Source organism: Acidovorax sp. FG48, from assembly GCF_057809085.1.
The window spans coordinates 324,845-341,994 of record NZ_JBMDJH010000003.1; the positions used below are offsets into that span (position 1 = coordinate 324,845).

The 17,150-nt window shown below is 66.9% G+C and carries 13 protein-coding genes; 6 read left to right on the plus strand and 7 right to left on the minus strand.

Going from position 1 to position 17,150, the window contains the following annotated elements; genetic code table 11:
- Nucleotides 1-166 precede the first annotated feature (166 nt).
- Genes ACODSU_RS06420 through ACODSU_RS06435 form a run of 4 tightly spaced genes read right to left on the minus strand, consistent with a single transcriptional unit; the run spans nucleotide 167 to nucleotide 4,845 of the window.
- A complete protein-coding gene (locus ACODSU_RS06420; protein WP_488840923.1) occupies nucleotides 167-1,402 on the minus strand; it encodes a M20 family metallopeptidase in 1,236 nt (411 codons plus the stop codon).
- Nucleotides 1,399-3,177 carry a 2-oxo-4-hydroxy-4-carboxy-5-ureidoimidazoline decarboxylase gene (gene uraD / locus ACODSU_RS06425; RefSeq protein ID WP_488840925.1) on the minus strand — a complete coding sequence of 593 codons (1,779 nt, stop codon included), beginning with the start codon at nucleotides 3,175-3,177 and terminating at the stop codon, nucleotides 1,399-1,401. The genes ACODSU_RS06420 and uraD overlap by 4 nt, the downstream gene beginning before the upstream one ends.
- Nucleotides 3,178-3,182: 5 nt before the next feature.
- The gene (gene puuE / locus ACODSU_RS06430) at nucleotides 3,183-4,163 is read right to left on the minus strand and encodes an allantoinase PuuE (protein WP_488840927.1); all 981 of its coding nucleotides are present in this window, start codon (nucleotides 4,161-4,163) and stop codon (nucleotides 3,183-3,185) included.
- A 13-nt stretch (nucleotides 4,164-4,176) separates the two neighbouring features.
- Nucleotides 4,177-4,845, minus strand: coding sequence for a GntR family transcriptional regulator (locus ACODSU_RS06435; RefSeq protein ID WP_488840929.1), 669 nt, complete (start codon nucleotides 4,843-4,845; stop codon nucleotides 4,177-4,179).
- Nucleotides 4,846-4,953: 108 nt separating this feature from the next.
- On the opposite strand from ACODSU_RS06435, the gene uraH reads away from it, so the two are divergent.
- Nucleotides 4,954-5,304: a hydroxyisourate hydrolase gene (gene uraH / locus ACODSU_RS06440; protein ID WP_015012870.1), complete on the plus strand. Its 351-nt coding sequence runs from the start codon at nucleotides 4,954-4,956 to the stop codon at nucleotides 5,302-5,304.
- A gap of 49 nt (nucleotides 5,305-5,353) precedes the next feature.
- Here the strand turns inward: uraH and ACODSU_RS06445 are convergent, their stop codons facing one another.
- Nucleotides 5,354-5,902 (minus strand): hypothetical protein, encoded by a 549-nt coding sequence (locus ACODSU_RS06445; RefSeq protein ID WP_082522390.1) that lies wholly within the window; start codon nucleotides 5,900-5,902, stop codon nucleotides 5,354-5,356.
- Nucleotides 5,903-6,060: 158 nt separating this feature from the next.
- Between ACODSU_RS06445 and xdhC the strand changes: the two genes are divergently transcribed.
- Entirely contained in the window at nucleotides 6,061-6,888 is an 828-nt protein-coding gene (gene xdhC, locus ACODSU_RS06450; RefSeq protein WP_488840931.1) for a xanthine dehydrogenase accessory protein XdhC, read from the plus strand.
- 199 nt (nucleotides 6,889-7,087) lie between these two features.
- Nucleotides 7,088-8,332 (plus strand): urate hydroxylase PuuD, encoded by a 1,245-nt coding sequence (locus ACODSU_RS06455; protein WP_488840933.1) that lies wholly within the window; start codon nucleotides 7,088-7,090, stop codon nucleotides 8,330-8,332.
- 131 nt (nucleotides 8,333-8,463) lie between these two features.
- On the opposite strand, the gene ACODSU_RS06460 is transcribed toward ACODSU_RS06455, so the two are convergent.
- The gene (locus ACODSU_RS06460; protein WP_488840935.1) at nucleotides 8,464-10,341 is read right to left on the minus strand and encodes an EAL domain-containing protein; all 1,878 of its coding nucleotides are present in this window, start codon (nucleotides 10,339-10,341) and stop codon (nucleotides 8,464-8,466) included.
- Between the two features lie 101 nt (nucleotides 10,342-10,442).
- Here ACODSU_RS06460 and ACODSU_RS06465 point away from each other — a divergent pair, with 101 nt between their 5' ends.
- The gene (locus ACODSU_RS06465; RefSeq protein ID WP_488840937.1) at nucleotides 10,443-11,798 is read left to right on the plus strand and encodes a glycerate kinase type-2 family protein; all 1,356 of its coding nucleotides are present in this window, start codon (nucleotides 10,443-10,445) and stop codon (nucleotides 11,796-11,798) included.
- A gap of 72 nt (nucleotides 11,799-11,870) precedes the next feature.
- Here the strand turns inward: ACODSU_RS06465 and ACODSU_RS06470 are convergent, their stop codons facing one another.
- Nucleotides 11,871-12,911 carry a porin gene (locus ACODSU_RS06470; protein WP_488840939.1) on the minus strand — a complete coding sequence of 347 codons (1,041 nt, stop codon included), beginning with the start codon at nucleotides 12,909-12,911 and terminating at the stop codon, nucleotides 11,871-11,873.
- Nucleotides 12,912-13,204: 293 nt separating this feature from the next.
- Here ACODSU_RS06470 and ACODSU_RS06475 point away from each other — a divergent pair, with 293 nt between their 5' ends.
- The gene (locus ACODSU_RS06475; protein WP_488840941.1) at nucleotides 13,205-13,828 is read left to right on the plus strand and encodes a Crp/Fnr family transcriptional regulator; all 624 of its coding nucleotides are present in this window, start codon (nucleotides 13,205-13,207) and stop codon (nucleotides 13,826-13,828) included.
- Between the two features lie 354 nt (nucleotides 13,829-14,182).
- Nucleotides 14,183-16,309, plus strand: coding sequence for a sensor domain-containing diguanylate cyclase (locus tag ACODSU_RS06480; RefSeq protein WP_488840943.1), 2,127 nt, complete (start codon nucleotides 14,183-14,185; stop codon nucleotides 16,307-16,309).
- Nucleotides 16,310-17,150: the final 841 nt, after the last annotated feature.

Genomic DNA, 17,150 nt, shown 5'->3' on the forward strand with positions numbered 1-17,150 from the left:
CTCCTGGTGTGTGGAATCTGGAAATGACAACGGGCGCACCCAGTCGATGGATGCGCCCGCGCCAGTGTAGGTTGGTCAAGGGGCTGTCAGAGGCAATCTAGTCATGACATTGCAGCGCAGCACTGATGTGCTGCATGCATGACTCTATCTCAAGCCCTGCGGGCCTTCAGGCGAGCAAGTCGCTCAATGTCCGCGCGATCACCTTGGTGGCGCGGCGCAGGTCTTCGAGTTGCAGGCGCTCGTCGGCGCGCTTGGCGTGCGATTCGAGCACGGTGCGGGGGCCGGCGCCGTAGATCACGCCGGGAATGCCGCGCTCCACATACAGGCGCACATCGGTGTAGAGCGGCGTGCCCACAGCCGGGACCGGTTCGCCGATCACGGCTTGGGCATGTTGTTGGATGGCGTCGACCAGAGGCTTGTTGCCCGCCAGCGGCGTCATCGCGTTGGCCAGCAGCAGGCGTTTGATCTCCACGCTGATACCTGCGCGCTCACCTGCGGCCTGTTCGATCACGCGGCGGATGGTGGCTTCGACCTCCACCGGGTTTTCCTCGGGGATCATGCGGCGGTCGAACTTGAACATCACCTTGCCGGGCACGACATTGGTGTTGGTCCCGCCCTCGATGCGGCCCACGTTCAGGTAGGGGTGCTTGATCCCCTCGACCTTGGACGTGACCTTCTTGTACTCATCGTTCTGCGCGTACAGCGCGTTCAGGATGTGCACGGCGCCCTGCAGAGCGTCCACGCCGGTGTGGGGCACGGCGGCGTGGGCCATCTTGCCGTGCACCGTCACTTCCATCTGCAGGCAGCCGTTGTGGGCGGTGACCACTTCATAGCTGAAGCCCGCGGCAATCATCAGGTCCGGCTTGGTCAGCCCCTTTTGCAGCAGCCAGCCGGGGCCCAGTTCACCGCCAAACTCTTCGTCGTAGGTGAAGTGCAGCTCTACCGCGCCCTGGGCGGGCCTGGCCACGGCTTCGAGAGCACGCACCGCAAAGGTGAAGCTTGCAAAGTCGCTCTTGCTCACGGCGGTGGCGCGGCCATACATGGCGCCATCGACGATCTCGGCGCCGTAAGGGTCGTGCGTCCAGCCTTCGCCGGGCGGCACCACGTCGCCGTGGGCGTTCAGGGCGATGGTCTTGCCGCCGCTGCCGTATGGTCTGCGCACGATGAGGTTGGTGATGGACTCCATGCCGTAGGCCTGCACGTCGACGGTGGGCACGGCATGCTTTTCGGCCTCGTAGCCAAAGTCCTTCAGCAGCTCGGCGGTGCGCTCGGCATGGGGTGCGTTGTTGCCCGGGGGCGTGTCGGTGGGCACGCGCACCAGGGCCTGCAAAAAGCGCACTTCTTCGTCAAAGTGCTGGTCGATCCAGGCGTCCAGCGCGGCGTGGTGGTTCGGGGTGGTCATGGTTGTTGTTCCTCGGCAAGCTGGTGCAGCACCTGGGTGAAGGCGTCCACAGCCACTTGCATGTCGTTGTTGGTGGTGGATTCGAGCGGGTTGTGGCTGATGCCGGAGTTTTCTCCGCGCACAAACAGCATGGCCTGCGGCATGATTTCGTGCAGCTTCATCGCGTCGTGGCCTGCGCCACTGGGCATGCGGAACACGGGCACGCCCAGGTGGTCCACCGCGCGCTCCCAATGGTGCTGCAGCGCCGGGGCGCTGGGGGCTGCGGCGGCGCGCATGGATTCCTCCAGCGTATAGCGCAGGCCGCGCCGGGCGGCGATCTGGCCCAGGTGGTCCAGCACATCGCGCACCAGTGCGTCCCGTTGCGGATCGGTGGGCGCACGCAGGTCCAGGCTGAACTGGCAGCGGCCCGGCACCACATTGATGGAGCCGCCGGGCACGTTGAGCAAGCCGATCGTGCCCACCGAGTCCCCGTCCTGGGCGGCGCGCTGCTCGATGTACAGCGCCAGCTCTGCCACGGCCACGGCCGCATCGCGGCGGCGGTCCATGGGGGTGGTACCTGCGTGGCTGGCGGTGCCGATCATTTCGCCCACAAAGCGCACACCCCCGTTGATGGAGGTGACCACGCCCAGCGGCAGGTCCAGCTCGTTGAGCACCGGGCCCTGTTCGATGTGGACTTCAATAAAGCCCAAGTACTGGGCCGGGTCGCGTTGCAGCTTGGCGATGTCGTCAATGCACAGCCCCGCGTGCTGCATGGCCGCGCGCATGGTCACGCCGTCGGCATCCTTCTGGTCCAGCCAAGCGGGGTTGAAGTGCCCGATGAGCGCGCCCGAACCCAGGAAGGTGGCCTTGTAGCGCTGGCCTTCTTCTTCGGCAAAGGCAATCACCTCGATGCCGAACGGCAGACGCTTGCCCGCGCGGTGCAGTTCGCGCACGCAGGCCATGGGCACAAAAATGCCCAGGCGCCCGTCGTACTTGCCGCCGTTGCGCACGGTGTCGTAGTGCGAGCCGGTCATGAGGTACTTGGCACCGGGTGTGGCGGCGCGATACCGTCCCACCACGTTGCCCACGGCGTCCACCTCGACCTCGTCGAAGCCGCAGTCGCGCATCCAGTGGCTGATGCGCTGGGCGCAGGCGCGGTGGGCGTCGGTGAGGTAGGTGACGGTGAGCTGGCCCTTTTCGGCAAAGCCGGGGTCGGAGTGTTCGGCCAGCTTTTCATGCCAGTCCCACACGTCATTGCCCAGCACAGGTTCGGCGGCGAACTTGTCGTTCAGGCGGATCTCGGCGATGCGGTGGATGTTGCGCAAGGCCTCTGCCACCTCGAACTCCGGGTGGTTGTCGAGCCGCCGCGCAAAGGTATCGATGATCTGCTGCTTGTTCAGCCCCGCGCCGCGCGGACCGCGCACGGCCAGAATGAAGGGGAAGCCAAAGCGGGCGTTGTAGTCCGCATTGAGCTGCTGGATGCGCGCAAATTCTTCGGGCGTGCACTGCGTCAGGCCCGCCTTGGACTGCTCGTTGGTCGATTCGGCCGTCAGGCTTTTCGCCACCATTGCCTTGCCCGCCAGTTCGGGGTGGGCGCGGATCAGGCCCAGCTGCGCCTCGGTGCTGGCGGTGCGCACCGCGTGAGCCAGGGCGTGCTTGAGGTGTGCCAGCGAGCGAAACGGCCGCTGGGCAAGCGCCTGTTCGGCAATCCAGGGGGAATGCTCGTACACGCCGTCCAGCGCCTCCAGGGCCTGTGCGGGCGTGGCAGCGTTCAGTTGGTCAAGGGTCCATGCCATGGTCATCAGGCCTTTGTGGTGGGGTAGGGGTGCACGGCCTTCCAGTGGCGCGCGATGTCGATACGGCGGGCCACCCACACCTTGTCGTGCTGCGCAATGTGGTCCAGAAAGCGCTGCAGCGCCGTGATGCGGCCCGGGCGGCCCAGCAGGCGGCAGTGCATGCCAATGTTCATCATCTTGGGCGCGTTGTCGCCATTTGGGTCGCCCTCGGCATACAGCGCGTCGAACGTGTCCTTCATGTACTGGAAGAACGGATCGGCGTGCGAGTAGCCCTGGGGCAGCGCAAAGCGCATGTCGTTGCAGTCCAGCGTGTAGGGCACGATGAGCTGGGGCACCACGCTGCCGTCGGTCTTTTGCACCTTCATCCAGAAGGGCAGGTCGTCGCCGTAGTAGTCGCTGTCGTATTCAAAGCCGCCGTAGTCGGCCACCAGGCGGTGCGTGTTGGGGCTGTCGCGGCCGGTGTACCAGCCCAGACCATGTACATGGTCTTTCGAACTTCCTCTTGCGCCCGTCATGCGTTGGATGATGTCCATCGCCTCTTGCATGTGGGCGCGTTCCACCTCTTCGGGAATGTGTTGGTAATGGATCCATTTGAGGCCATGGCACGCAATCTCGTGGCCCAGCTCCACAAAAGCCGTCGTGAGGTCGGGGTGGCGCTGCAGGGCCGTGGACACGCCGAACACCGTGAGGGGCAGCTGGCGCTTTTCAAACTCGCGCAGGATGCGCCACACGCCAGCACGCGAGCCGTATTCATAAATGCCCTCCATGCTCATGTGCCGCTCGGGGTAGCTGGCCGGGTTGAACATTTCGGACAGGAACTGCTCGCTGCCTGCATCGCCATGCAGCACGGCGTTTTCGCCGCCCTCTTCGTAGTTCAGGACGAATTGCACGGCAATGCGCGCGCCACCGGGCCACTGCGCATGGGGCGGGGTCTTGCCGTAGCCAATAAGGTCGCGGGGGTAGGCCTGGGTGGTGTCGTAGATCATGGTGGGGTGGTTTTCAAGAGGCCAGTGCGGCGGCCAAGTCACTGGCCGGGCGCTTGCGGTCAAAGGTCAGGCTGGCTTCGACATGTTCGAGGTGGCTTTGCATCAGGGCCACCGCGCGCTCCTCGTCGCGCGCGGCCAGGGCCGCCACGATGTCGGCATGCTCCTCGTGCGAGTGCTCGGCCGCGCTGGCCGACTGGTACATCAGCGTGATGAGGGCGCAGCGCGAGATCAGGTCGCCCAGCATCTGCGCCAGCACCTCGTTGCCCATCAGTTCGGCCATGCGCACATGGAAGTCGCCGAGCAACTCGGTACGGGTGCTGGCGTCGTGGGTGCCCATGGCGGCCTTCTCGCTGGCCACGTGGGCGCGCAGGGCCTTGAGCTTGGCGGGCGTCACGCTGCGCACAAAGGCGCGGGTCATCTCGGTCTCCAGCATGCGGCGCACGGCAAACACCTGGCGCGCCTCCTCGACCGAGGGTGTCGCCACAAATGCGCCCCGTGCGGGCTCCAGCGTGACCAGCCGGTTTTGCGCCAGCTGAAACAGTGCCTGGCGCACCAGCGTGCGTGATACGCCAAAGTGGTCGGCCAGCTTTTGCTCGGCCAGCTTGGTGCCGGGTTGCAGGCGGTGTTCTACGATGGCGCGGGTCAGCGCTTCGACGATGGCGTTGGTGGAGGAAGATTCCATGGCTGCATGATACGGTGGATGGTGAAAAGTGTATACACTTTTGGTCTACACACTGCGATCTGGCAATCGTCGCCGATTGGACAGACTCTTACTTCAGGAGATTCCCCCATGGGATTGAGCACCCACGTTCTGGACACCATGAACGGCTGCCCTGCGGCCGGCATGGAAGTGGCCCTGTATTCCACCGACGGCGACAACGCCACCCTCATCAAGCGCCTCGTGCTGAACCACGACGGCCGCACCGACGCACCGCTGTTCGACAACGCCAGCCTGCGCACGGGCACCTACCGGTTGCGCTTTGATGTGGCGGGCTACTTCAAGGCCCGGGGCGTGCAGCTGCCCGAACCCAATTTTCTGAACCAGGTGAGCCTGGACTTCGGCATTGCGCATGCCGACCAGCACTACCACGTGCCGCTGCTGGTCAGCCCCTGGAGCTATTCGACCTACCGGGGCTCGTAGCAAGCGCTGCCTGACGGCCGAAGTGGCCTGGCCGCTCAGGGAGATATTGCTACAGCTGCCCTTCGGTCAGCGTATCGAGCTGAAAGTGCCCGCTCTTGTCCCACAGCCAAGTCTCGGTGTAGGTGACCTTGCCCATGCGGGCGGGGACTGGGAAGGGAGCCGCAGCGCGCACCGTGCGCTCGATCTCGGTGACCACCTCGGGGGCATGGCGCGGGGCGCGCATCCAGTGCAGGCGGGTGATCTTGCCCGCGCGGTCGATGTCGAGCTGCAGCACGCCGATGGCATACAGCTGCGGCGGCAGCTTGCCTTTGAAGATGCGCTCGCGGTTCAGGCCATACAGGTGCGTGGCGGCATCCTGGCGGTAGGCCAGCGGCGTGGCAGCGGCCGAGGGGCGCGCTGACCCGGCGGTGGCGGGCACGGGGCCCTTGACGCCACTGGCATCCGGCCCGGTGGACGGGACGCTGTCGGGCGCGGGGGCTGGCGTGGGCTCTGGCGGGGACTTGCAGGCCGAAACCAGCGCTGCGCCCACGGCCATGATGCCTGCCAGCAACCAGTGGCTGCGCTTTCCGGTGGAGCGAGGAGAGGGCGTGTCGGGCATGGTGTGAAAGGTTCCTGAGACTGCGGGCACGATAACCCAGCGGCGAAGGTGGTACGTTACAAAATGACGACGGTCGCAATGGGGGCTGTAAGAGCCGCCTCACCGGAGGGTGAGCCGCTGGCAAGGCCCGTTTTGCGTCCGTCACGAAAAGGATCGCGGTGACAAATTTGCAAATGCTGCTGGAGGGCCTGGGGGCCGCGCCAGCCTGTCTGGTGACCGTGGAGTCTACCCAAGGGTCCGTGCCCCGGGAGCCCGGCGCCTGGATGGCCGTGTTCGCCGACCAGCTGGTGGGTACCATCGGCGGCGGGCATCTGGAGCTGCAGGCGATTGCCGAAGCACGCCGCCGCCTGGCGGGTGGGCCGGTCACCGCGCCGGGGCCGATGCGGTTTGCGCTGGGCCCGGCGCTGGGCCAGTGCTGTGGCGGGGTGGTGCACCTCGGGTTTGAGTTGCTCGCAGCGCAAGACGCACCAGGCCTGGCCCAGCGATTGGCGCCCCGCCTGCATCCAGTGGCCTTGTTTGGCGGCGGGCATGTGGGCCACGCGCTGGCCCGCGTGCTGGCGCCACTGCCTTTTGCGCTGACCTGGATCGACAGCCGGGACGGCATTTTCCCTTCCGACCCGCCCGAAGGTGTGGTCTGCGAACACTCCGAGCCGGTGCAACTCGCCGTGCCCCGCCTGGCACCCGGCAGCCGCGTGCTGATCATGAGCTTCAGCCATGCCGAGGACCTGGACGTGGTGGCCGCCTGCCTGCGCCGCCAGCGCGAGCAGGGCGACCTGCCTTTCATCGGGCTGATCGGCAGTCAGACCAAGTGGGCCACCTTCAGCAACCGCCTGCATGGGCGCGGGTTCGCGCCCGAGGAGCTGGCGCAGGTGACCTGCCCCATCGGCATCCCCGGCATTGGGGGCAAGGAGCCCGAGGTGATTGCCGTGGCCGTGGCAGCGCAGTTGTTGCAGACGCTGCAGCCCGCACCAAAGGCCGGGGAATGAGGGTAATTCCGGCCCCGAATGCCCCAGGTTGGGGCTGGAATCGGGAACAATTCCTGCATACACTTTGACGTACCGGTCGCAGCGGTGCCCCGGCCAGCAACCCACTGGCCAAGGTGCGCGACCTCAATGTCTGCTCAGAGCGCCCGCAGTGGTGAGCAGGTTTGCTGTTGCAGCGCGTGCGCGCTGCCAAGGTTGAGATATGGAAAGCTATTTTCTCGACTGGGCCAACCTGCTTTTGCGCTGGGTCCATGTCATTACGGCCATCGCCTGGATCGGCTCGTCGTTCTACTTCGTTTTTCTGGACAGCAGCCTCACGCCGCCTGAGGACGAAGACCTCAAGAAACAAGGCGTGAGCGGCGAGCTTTGGGCCGTGCACGGCGGCGGGTTCTACCACCCGGTCAAGTTTGCAGTGTCGCCGCCGCAGTTGCCCAAACACCTGCACTGGTTCTTCTGGGAGAGCTACAGCACCTGGATCAGCGGGTTTGCGCTGTTCACCGTGTCCTACCTCTACAGCGCCAGCACCTACCTCATCGACAAGTCGCGCATGGACTGGGCGCCTGCCACCGCTATCGTGGTGGCGCTGGGCTTCTTTGTAGTGTTCTGGCTGCTGTACGACGCCATCTGCCGCATCTTCGGCCAGCGCAAGAACGGCGACGCGATTGTGGGCGCGCTGGTCCTGGTGCTGGTGTGCGTGGCCTCGTGGCTGGCCTGTCACTGGTTTGCGGGCCGCGCAGCCTTCCTGCTGGTGGGGGCGATGATCGCCACATCCATGAGCGCCAACGTGTTCTTCTGGATCATCCCCGGCCAGCGCACCGTCATCAGCCAGATCAAGGCCGGCCAGCCCGTGGACCCGATCCACGGCAAACGCGGCAAGCAGCGCAGCGTGCACAACACCTATTTCACGCTGCCCGTGCTGTTTGCCATGCTGAGCAACCACTACAGCTTTACGTGGAGCCACCCGCAAAACTGGCTGGTGCTGATCCTGATGATGTTCGCGGGCGCGGCCATCCGCCAGTTCTTTGTGATGCGCCATGGCTACAAGCTAGGCCGTAATGGCAACCCGCTGCCCTACGCCCTGGTCGGCGTGGTCGTGATCGTGGGCGCCATCGTGTGGATGCGCCCCGCGCCGGTGGCCGCTCCTGTGGCGAATGCTCCTGTTTCAGGAGCTGCTAGCACAGATAAAACGGGCGCTAGCGGCCAAAACGACTTCAAGGCCGTGCAAGCGGTGCTGGAACAGCGCTGCTACATGTGCCACGGCGCTGCGGTGCAGATGAAGAACCTGCGGCTTGATTCGCCCGGCAGCGTCAAGCAACACGCCCAGGCCATCTACCAGCAGGCCGTGGTGCAAAAGCTCATGCCTATGAACAACGCGACGGGCATCACCGATGCGGAGCGGGCGCTGATTGGGAAGTGGTTTGAGGCAGGGGCGCCTACGGGGCCTTGAGGGCGTTGAATCCGCCGCCCGAAGCGGACTTGTTTGCCACAAGCCCTGCCGCGTCAATGGCCTACTGTCGCTGAGCTAGAACCTCGGTTTTGCATTGGCGTCGCGTCCTCGGGACGCGGTCCAAACAGTCCCTACGCCGCCAACACATCCTGCAGCGCCCGGGTCGCAGCCAGGGCCCCCAGGCTCGACTCGGTAAACCCGCCATGCAGCACTACCCCGGTGGCTGCCTGCTTCGCCTCATGCTTGGCCACGGCGGCCAGGTTGGCCACTTCTTCGGCGTGCCGAAAGCGCTCGGGCGTGATGCGCACGGCGCCAATGGCCAGCGTGGTGCACGGGAAGAACCGCTGCACGCCATGCCGGTCCTCGGCCTGGATGCCGCCTGCCAGCCGGGCGCTGTCGTCAAACAGTGTGATGGCCTCGCGTGCGAATTCGTCCACGATGTTCTTGCAGCGCTGCAGCCAGTTGCTGCTCTGGAAGATCAGCATGAAGTCGTCTCCGCCCACATGGCCCACAAAGTCGCTGCGCGCGTCGCAGTGGGCCGTGGCCAGGCGCGCCACCAGGCGGATCATCTGGTCGCCGCGCCAGTAGCCGTAGTGGTCGTTGAAGGGCTTGAAGTTGTTCAGGTCCGCATAGCAGGCCACGAACTCGGTGCCGCTTTCCAGCAAGCGCTGGATGTGCAGGCTGATGGGAATGTTGCCCGGCAGGAAAGTCAGTGGGTTGGCATGGCGCGCGGCCTCGATGCGGGTCTCGGTCACGGCGCGCACCAGCTGGTCGCCCGTGCCCAGGCCCAGGTAGCGGCCGTTGTCGGTGACGATGTAGCCGTCGCTCAGGTAGCGCTGGTCCTGCGAGGTGAGGATGCCCACGAGCTGGTCCACATCGCAGTCCAGCTCGACCACGCGCGGCGCAAGGTTGGCAAACGCCAGGCAGGACTTGCGGCCGTGCACCTCGCGGAAGTACGGCGTGGCGTAGTGGTTCATGAACTGCTGGCGGTTGATGAGGGCCACGGGGCGCGACCCGTCCACCACCGCCAGCGCGTGCAGGTCCGTATGCTGGCGGAACAGGGCGGCCACGGCGTCGTTGTTGGTGGCGGGCGCCGCGGTGGGCGCTTGCACCACCAGCAGGCTGCGCAGAATGCCCGGGCGCGCGGTCTGCCCCAGGTGCGGCAGCACGGCCACGCGGCGGTCGTGCATGACCTCCAGCGCCGCGTCGTCCACGGCCTCGCGCGGCGCCATGGCCGGGCGGCCCAGCAGCCAGCCCTGGCCCAGGGGGATGTCCAGGTCGCGAAGCGCGCGCAGGTCGTCGCGGGTTTCTATGCCTTCGGCAATGAGCTGGGTGCCGAACACGTCGGCAATGCCCTTGATGGCCTGCAGCATCTGCAGGTTTTCGGGGTGGTCGCTGATGTCGCGGATGAAGTACTTGTCGATCTTCACGAAGTCGGGCTTCACCTCGGACCACAGCCGCAGGCTGGAGCGGCCGTCGCCAAAGTCGTCCAGCGCCAGCCGCGCGCCGCAGGCGTGTACGGCCTTGATGGCCTGGCGCAGCTGGGGCATGTCGGTCACGCGTTCGTGTTCGGTGATCTCCAGCACCAGCATGCGGGCGCTCAGGCCCAGGCTGCGTACGGTGTTGCCCAGCTCGGTAGCGCCGATCAGCTGGACGCCATGCACCAGCGCATCGGCGCTGATGTTCACAAACAGCCGGCCCGGTGCGTCGTGGCGCCCCCATTGCTCCATGGCGGTGTAGACGCACAGCAGCTCGAAGTCCTGCAGAATGCCCTCGTGCCGGGCCAGCTCCAGCAGTTTGTCGGGGGTGTGCAAGGGGGTGTTCTGGGGCCCCCGGATCAGCGCTTCGTGCGCGTACACCTGGCCCTCGCGCAGGTCGGCCAGGGGCTGGAACACGCAGTACAGCCCGCCCTCGCGCATCAGCCGCGCCAGGGGGCCGGTGCCCTGGCGGGCGGCGGGTGACAGCAGTGCCATCATCGCCTCCAGTCGGCTCCATGGGGTGTTGTGCATGGCTGTTGTGGGTCCCTGAGCAAGGGTGCCGACGATACCGGCGGCGTGTGACAAGCTGGTTACAGCCGAGTGACCGACCCCGCCGCTGCACAATGCGCGGCATGCACCCAGAAACCCAGCCAGCCAGCCCCTCCCTGCCGGACTACCGTACCCACCCCCGCGCCTTTTTGAAGGCGTTGTTTGATGCCGCCGTGCACAGCGCGCAGCCTCTGCAGGGCATGCGCCGGTGGCTGCCCCAGCCGCCCAGCCGCGAGAGCGGGGGCCGCACCCTGGTGCTGGGCGCGGGCAAGGCGGGCGGCGCCATGGCGCAGGCGCTGGAGGCCCTGTGGCCGCAGGACGCGCCCCTGTCGGGCCTGGTGGTCACGCGCTACGGGCATGTGCCGCCCCGGCCTGCGGGCGTGCCCCAGCGCATCGAGGTGGTGGAGGCCGCGCACCCTGTGCCCGATGCGGCCGGGCTGGCGGCAGCGCAGCGCATTCTGGATCTGACCCAGGGGCTGACGGAGCACGACCTGGTGCTGTGCCTGATCTCGGGCGGGGGCTCGTCCCTGCTGACCTTGCCCTGCGACGGGGTGACGCTGGAAGACAAGCAGCGCATCAACCGCGCCCTGCTCGACAGCGGCGCGCACATTGGCGAGATGAACTGCGTGCGCAAGCACCTCTCGCGCATCAAGGGCGGGCGCCTGGCGGCGGCCTGTGCGCCGGCGCGCGTGGTCACGCTCACCATCAGCGATGTGCCGGGCGACGACCCGTCGGTGATCGCCAGTGGCCCCACCGTGCCGGATGCGACCACCTGCGCCGATGCGCTGGCTATTCTGGCGCGCTATGGCATAGAGGTGCCCCCGGCCATTCGCACCGCGCTGGAGGCCGGCAGCCTGGAGACGCCCAAACCCGGCGACGCGCGTTTTGCCGGCCATACCGTGCACATGATTGCCACTCCCCAGCAGGCGCTGGAGGCCGCCGCTGCGCTGGCCCGTTCGGCGGGGCTGCCTGCGCATGTGCTGTCAGACGAGATGGAGGGCGAGTCGCGCGAGGTGGGCAAGGTGCATGCAGCACTGGCCCGTGCGGTGGCGCGGCGCGGCCAGCCGTTTGCGGCGCCGTGTGTGATCCTGTCGGGGGGCGAGACCACCGTCACCGTGCGCACGCGTGCACCCGGTGTGCCCCGGGGTCGGGGCGGGCGCGCGGGCGAGTTTTGCCTGGGCCTGGCGCAGGCGCTGCAGGGCGAGCCTGCGGTGTGGGCGCTGGCAGCCGACACCGACGGCATCGACGGCAGCGAAGACAACGCGGGGGCCTTTGTGTGTCCCGACACGCTGGCGCGTGCAGGCGCAGCGGGCCTGCGCATCGACGACCGCCTGGCACGCAATGACGCCTGGGGTTTCTTTGCGGGGCTGGACGACCTGCTGGTCACCGGCCCCACGCACACCAACGTGAACGATTTCCGGGTGCTACTGATTTTGTAGCTGCTCAGGCATATTGCACTAGCGCCTGGAGCTGCTGGGGCTTGAAAATGGCCCAGGCGCTGCGTGCAGCCGTCAGAACCGGTGGCGGATGCCCACGCCGAAGCTGTTGCCCTTGGTCTGGTTGGTGATGCGGTCGTTCATGGCCATCACGTACACGTCGGTGCGCTTGGACAGGAAGTAGTCATACCCCACGGTGAAGGTTTTGCGCGAGATGTCGGTGGCCGTCATCTTGGTCTGCGCCCACGATGCCAGCACCTTGCCGGTGGCGCCTGCGGGCACCGACACGCCCAGCTGCGTGGTCTTGGCCTTGTTGGTGGTGTTGTCGGCCTTGGCCTGGCCGTAGCTGGCAAAGGCCTTCACGATGGCAAAGTCATACGCGCCGCCCAGCATCCAGTCGGTCTTGGTGGTGCCCAGGTAGGTGCTGGGCACGGCGGGGTTGCTCATCTGGTCACGCTCGTAAAAGCCGGTGAGGGTGATGGGGCCGTTGAAGTACAGCGCGTTGATGCCCACGTTCTTCTTGCTGCTGTCGCCCGCGACCTCGCCAAACTGGTAGTGCAGGTTGGCGGTCAGGCCGCCCAGGTTGGGCGTGCTGTAGATGATTTCGTTGGACCAGCCGGTGTCGGACGGCGTGGTGGAACCCCAGCCCGTGCCGTTGAACAGGGGCACGTTCATGTGCAGGATCAGCGGCGCAAAGGTGAACGAGTCGCCCAGCGGGTTCGACAGGATCGACGGCAGGAAGTTGGGCGCCAGGCCGCGCCCCACGGTCACGGTGCCCCAGCTGTCGCTCAGGCCCACGTTGGCATCGCGCGAGAAGAAGGTGTCGTTGGCAAAGCGGCCCTGGATGCCGCTGTCCACCTTGATGAACGAGGTGAGCGCAAAGTTGGCCCGGAGCCCGCCGCCCAGGTCTTCGGTGCCCTTGACGCCGAACCACGACGTGGTCATGCCGCCGCTGTTGACCACCTTGCTGCTGCCGGCGTCGCCAGCGTTTTTCATGGAGCCGACGAATACATCGGTCAGCCCCATCAGCTGAACCGAGCTTTGGGCCTGGGCCCCGGTGGCACACAGCAGGGCGCCACCAAGCGATAGAGACAGTGCAATCAGGTTTTTCTTCATGGAGTGATTCCTGGGGAAAAAAAAGCGCCGGAGGGCCGGCGGGGCAAAGGAGACGCGACCCCTGTTGCACCGTGGTGCAGGGCGGGGCCCGCCGGTAGGGCTTCGCAAGTTCCATGCCCTGGTGCAACACCTGTTTACATCCCTGCCAGGCGCTCTCAGCGCGCAACCATGCACGTTGCTGGCGCAGTTTTCGTGTGTTTTGGCGCAAACCTGGGGCGCACGGGGCGGGCGACATGGTGCGGTTTTGATGTGGCTCAATGCCGCAGGCGCAGCCGCACGGCACAGTGGCTTCCATGCTGCCACCTAACCTTTTTTCTCTGCCCGCTGACACCGAGGTCATCGCTCCCGGCGAAGTGCTGCGCAGGCGCAATGAGGTGCTGACGACGGTGTCGCACCTCGAAAGCGGCCGTGTGCTGCGCGGTGTGCTAGACGACGGTTTCCTGCGCCACCAGCTCGGTGCTGTCGAGGGGCCGTTCTGGCTCGACGCCGCGTCGGCCTTGCTGGGCCTGCCTTTGCCGGTGGACATGGTGGCCGACACCCGCGTGCATGTGCGGCGCGTGCCCATCGAGGCGTTCCAGCGCAGTCTGGCCGCCATGCCGGCGGGCGCTCGCGGCCTGCTGCTGGACATGGCCCAGGGCTACCGGCAGCAGTCTGAACTGGCTGTGAGCCGCCTCGCGCAGGATGCCGAATCGCGCTGCGCACAGTGGCTGCTGAACCACGCCCAGCCGGACCACAGTGGCGCCATGCAGGTCACCCTGCACCAGCGTAAACGCCTGATCGCCGCCCAGCTGGGCATTGCGCCCGAAACCTTCTCGCGCGTGCTGCGCCACCTGCGCGAGCTGGGCCTGATCCACGGCACCGGCAATGTGCTGGCACTGCCCCAGCCCCGGGCCTTGCAGTCGATGGCGGGCTGCTGACCCCGCATTCTTGAGGCTCAGCAGCGGCCAACCGGCTGCTTGCTCCTGAGCGCTGTCACGGGCTGGTGCTCCGTTGCATTTGCTGACAAATCGACACCTCTGAGGCGATCGGCCCGGAGGCGGCTCTTCTGCGCGGCGATGTGCGCGTGCACCGCGCTGCACGGCCCTTGCCGCACCCCTTTTTCATACCCTCCGCACCCCGGCGGGCTCAGGGTTTTTCCTTGGCTTTACCCAAGGGTTCCACCCAAGCCCCGGGGCACAGGCCCTGCGTATATTTGTTGGGACATGTCTGCTGCGACCCGTCCCCATGCCGAACTTTGAGCGTGCCCATCAGCCCGAAGGGGGGAAGCGTCCATGACGCCGCCGCCCGGCCCCCAGGCTGCCCCGGACCCTGCGCCGGGCTGGCTGGTGCCCGGCGCCCTGGTGCTGCGGCTGATGCTGGTGGCTGCGCTGGCGGTGGCGCTGTCGGGGGCGGTGGCTGCCTGGCTGGTCACACGGGCCTCCGGACAAGAGGCCATGCGCCGGGTGGTGAGCCAGCAGACCGACGAGGTCGAGGTGGTGGCCCGGTTGCTGGCCAGCAAGATTGAACAAAGCCAGAAGGTGCTGCGCACGGTGGCTGCTGGCATCACGCCGGCCGTGCTGGAGTCGCCCTCGTCGCTGGAATGGCTGCTGCAGCAGGGCCTGCCTGCGGTGCAGTTTTTCGACACCATGCAGGTCGCGCGCGACAACGGCGAACTGCGCCTCAATTTACGCGCCGGCCAGATCGAAAAGGCGGCGGACCTGGACCCTGCCGAGCGCGACGCCTTGCGCCGCACCCTGGTCGACGGCAAACCTCTGGTGTCCGAGCTGATCGCCGGGCGCCGGGGCGAGGCGCGCGTCATGTTCACCATGCCGCTGCACCGTGACGACGGCACCGTGATGGGGGTGGTGGCGGGTGCTTTGCGGCTGCAATCCCAAAGCCTGTTGCCACCATCGATGACGCTGCCCGCGCGCGACGACTCGCAGCTCATCGTCTTCACCCGCGACGGCACCATCCTGTCGCACTCCGACCCCGCCCGCGTGCTGGGCCAGGTACGTGACGAGGCGGGCCTGGCCCCCGTGTACACCCGCTGGCAAAGCCAGGCCCAGCCCGTGGTCGGGCGGGGCATGACCCATGTGCAGGCCGACCACATCGTGAGCATGGCGGGCATGCCGCTGCCGCAGTGGATCGTGGCGCGCGTGAGCCAGTCGCAGGCGCTGCTGGCACCGCTGCGCGGCGCCCAGCGCGAAGCCTGGTGGCTGGCGGTGGCCAGCATGGTGCTGTGCATGTTGCTGGCCGTGGCGCTGATGGGCTGGATGGCCCAGCCACTGGCGCAGCTGACCTTCAAGGCGCGCCAGCTGCTCCGGACCAGCGCGCGCCAGCAGCCCGTAGAGGCGGTGGACTGGCCCCGCGCGGGCGGCGAGGTGGGTGAGCTGGTGCGCGTGTTCCAGGGCCTGGTGCAGCAGGGCAGCCTGCAGCAGTCGCGCAAGGACACGGTGGTCGGCCAGTTCCAGGCCGTGCTGGACAGCGCCCCCGTGGGCATCGTCATCACCCGCCACGGCATGCTGGAGGTGGCGAGCCACCAGGCCTGCGTGATGCTGGGCTACACCGCGCAGGAGCTGCAGGGCCGCCCCGCGCGCATCCTGTACGCGAGCGACGCCGACTATGCGCAGGTGGGCGACCGGGTGCGGGCCGAAGTGGCGGCGCATGGTGCGTTCGACGGCGACATCTGCTTTATGCGCAAGGACGGCAGTCCCGTGTGGGCCCGCGTGCAGGGCCGGGGCGTGCGCCCCGAGGAGGTGCACGGTGGCACCGTGTGGATTCTGGAAGACATCACCGCCGCGCGCGAGGCCCAGGTGCAGCAGTCCTGGGGCCGCGCGCACGACGCGCTGACGCAGCTGTACAACCGCGCCGCGTTTGACGAGCGCCTGGGCCAGCTGATGGCCGAGCGGTCGGCCCGCCAGCGCGCTGTGGTGCCCGCTGCCGACGAGGAGGGTGGCGAGACCCAGGGCGATGGTGTGGTGCTGTTCCTCGACCTGGACCATTTCACCGTGGTCAACGACATTGCGGGCCACGACGCGGGCGACGACGTGCTGCGCCATGTGGCCCGGCTGCTGGAGTCCCATGTGCGCCAGATCGGCTGGGCGGCGCGCCTGGGTGGCGACGAGTTCGCGGTGGTGTTGCCCGGCTGTGCGCTGGCACGCGGCCAGGCCGTGGCCGAGCAGTTGCGTGCGGCGGTGCATGCGTGGGAGCCGTCGTACCAGGGGCGCAGTTTTACGCTGGGGGTGAGTATTGGGCTGGTGGTGCTGGATGCCAGCTTGCAGGATGTGCCGTCGGTGCTGTATGCGGCGGACATGGCTTGTTATGACGCGAAGCGGGCGGGGCGCAACCGGGTGGAGACGCGGCATGCGAGGGATGCGTCGGTCACTTCTTCGGGGCGGATGGCTTTGGGGCCTGTTTGAGGGGTTTGGGCTGGATGCGCTAGTGGGATATGCGGTGATTGCTATTGATTTTGTAGTGTTGGTTTTTGTGTGCTGATTGAACCGCATGCCTTGGTTGAGGGCGGAGGCCGGGAGTCGCCCCGGCGGGCGAGGTACTTTTCTTTGCTTCGCCAAAGAAAAGTACCCAAAAGAAAGGCGACCCCCAGTCTGCGACCCCTTCGCGGAGCGAAGGGGCAAACCTGCGGCGTGTCGGTTGCGGGGTGCGCCGTGGAACTCGCTTTGCGCTGCGCGCGCCGCTCAGACATCCACGGCGAGTCAGTTGACGAGGCATGGGCGCTCCGACGCCCCTGCTCACCCCGCAACCGCCCCGCCGCAGGCGCAGCCAGCAGGGGGTGGACAGCCGAACATCCAAACAACCGAACAGCCGAACATCCATTCGGGCCATCGCTGCGCTCGGCCCAAGTTGCGCAGCGCGTGGCGCTTGCGCCCGCGAGTTGGGGCCGAGCGCAGCGCAGCGAAGCAAAGGCCCGTGTGGATGTTCTGTCCCCTTTGCCCCTCTGTATGCGCCGAGGAGCGCAGGGTTTGGCGGATCAGGGCTCGCGATTGTCTGAGCGAAGTGAAACGGAGCGAGTTCGAGCGAGACCCCGCCAAACCCGAGCACCGCAGGTTGCCCCGACGCGCAGCGGCGGGGACGCAGACAGTGGGGTCGCCCTTTCTTTGGTTCCTTTCTTTCGGCGACGCGAAAGAAAGGGACTCGCCTGCCGGGCGACTCCCGGCCTCCGCCCTCAACCAAGGCATGCGGCCCAATCAGCCATCCCACCAAACACTGCAAAATCAATAGCTACCAGCGCATATCCCTTCA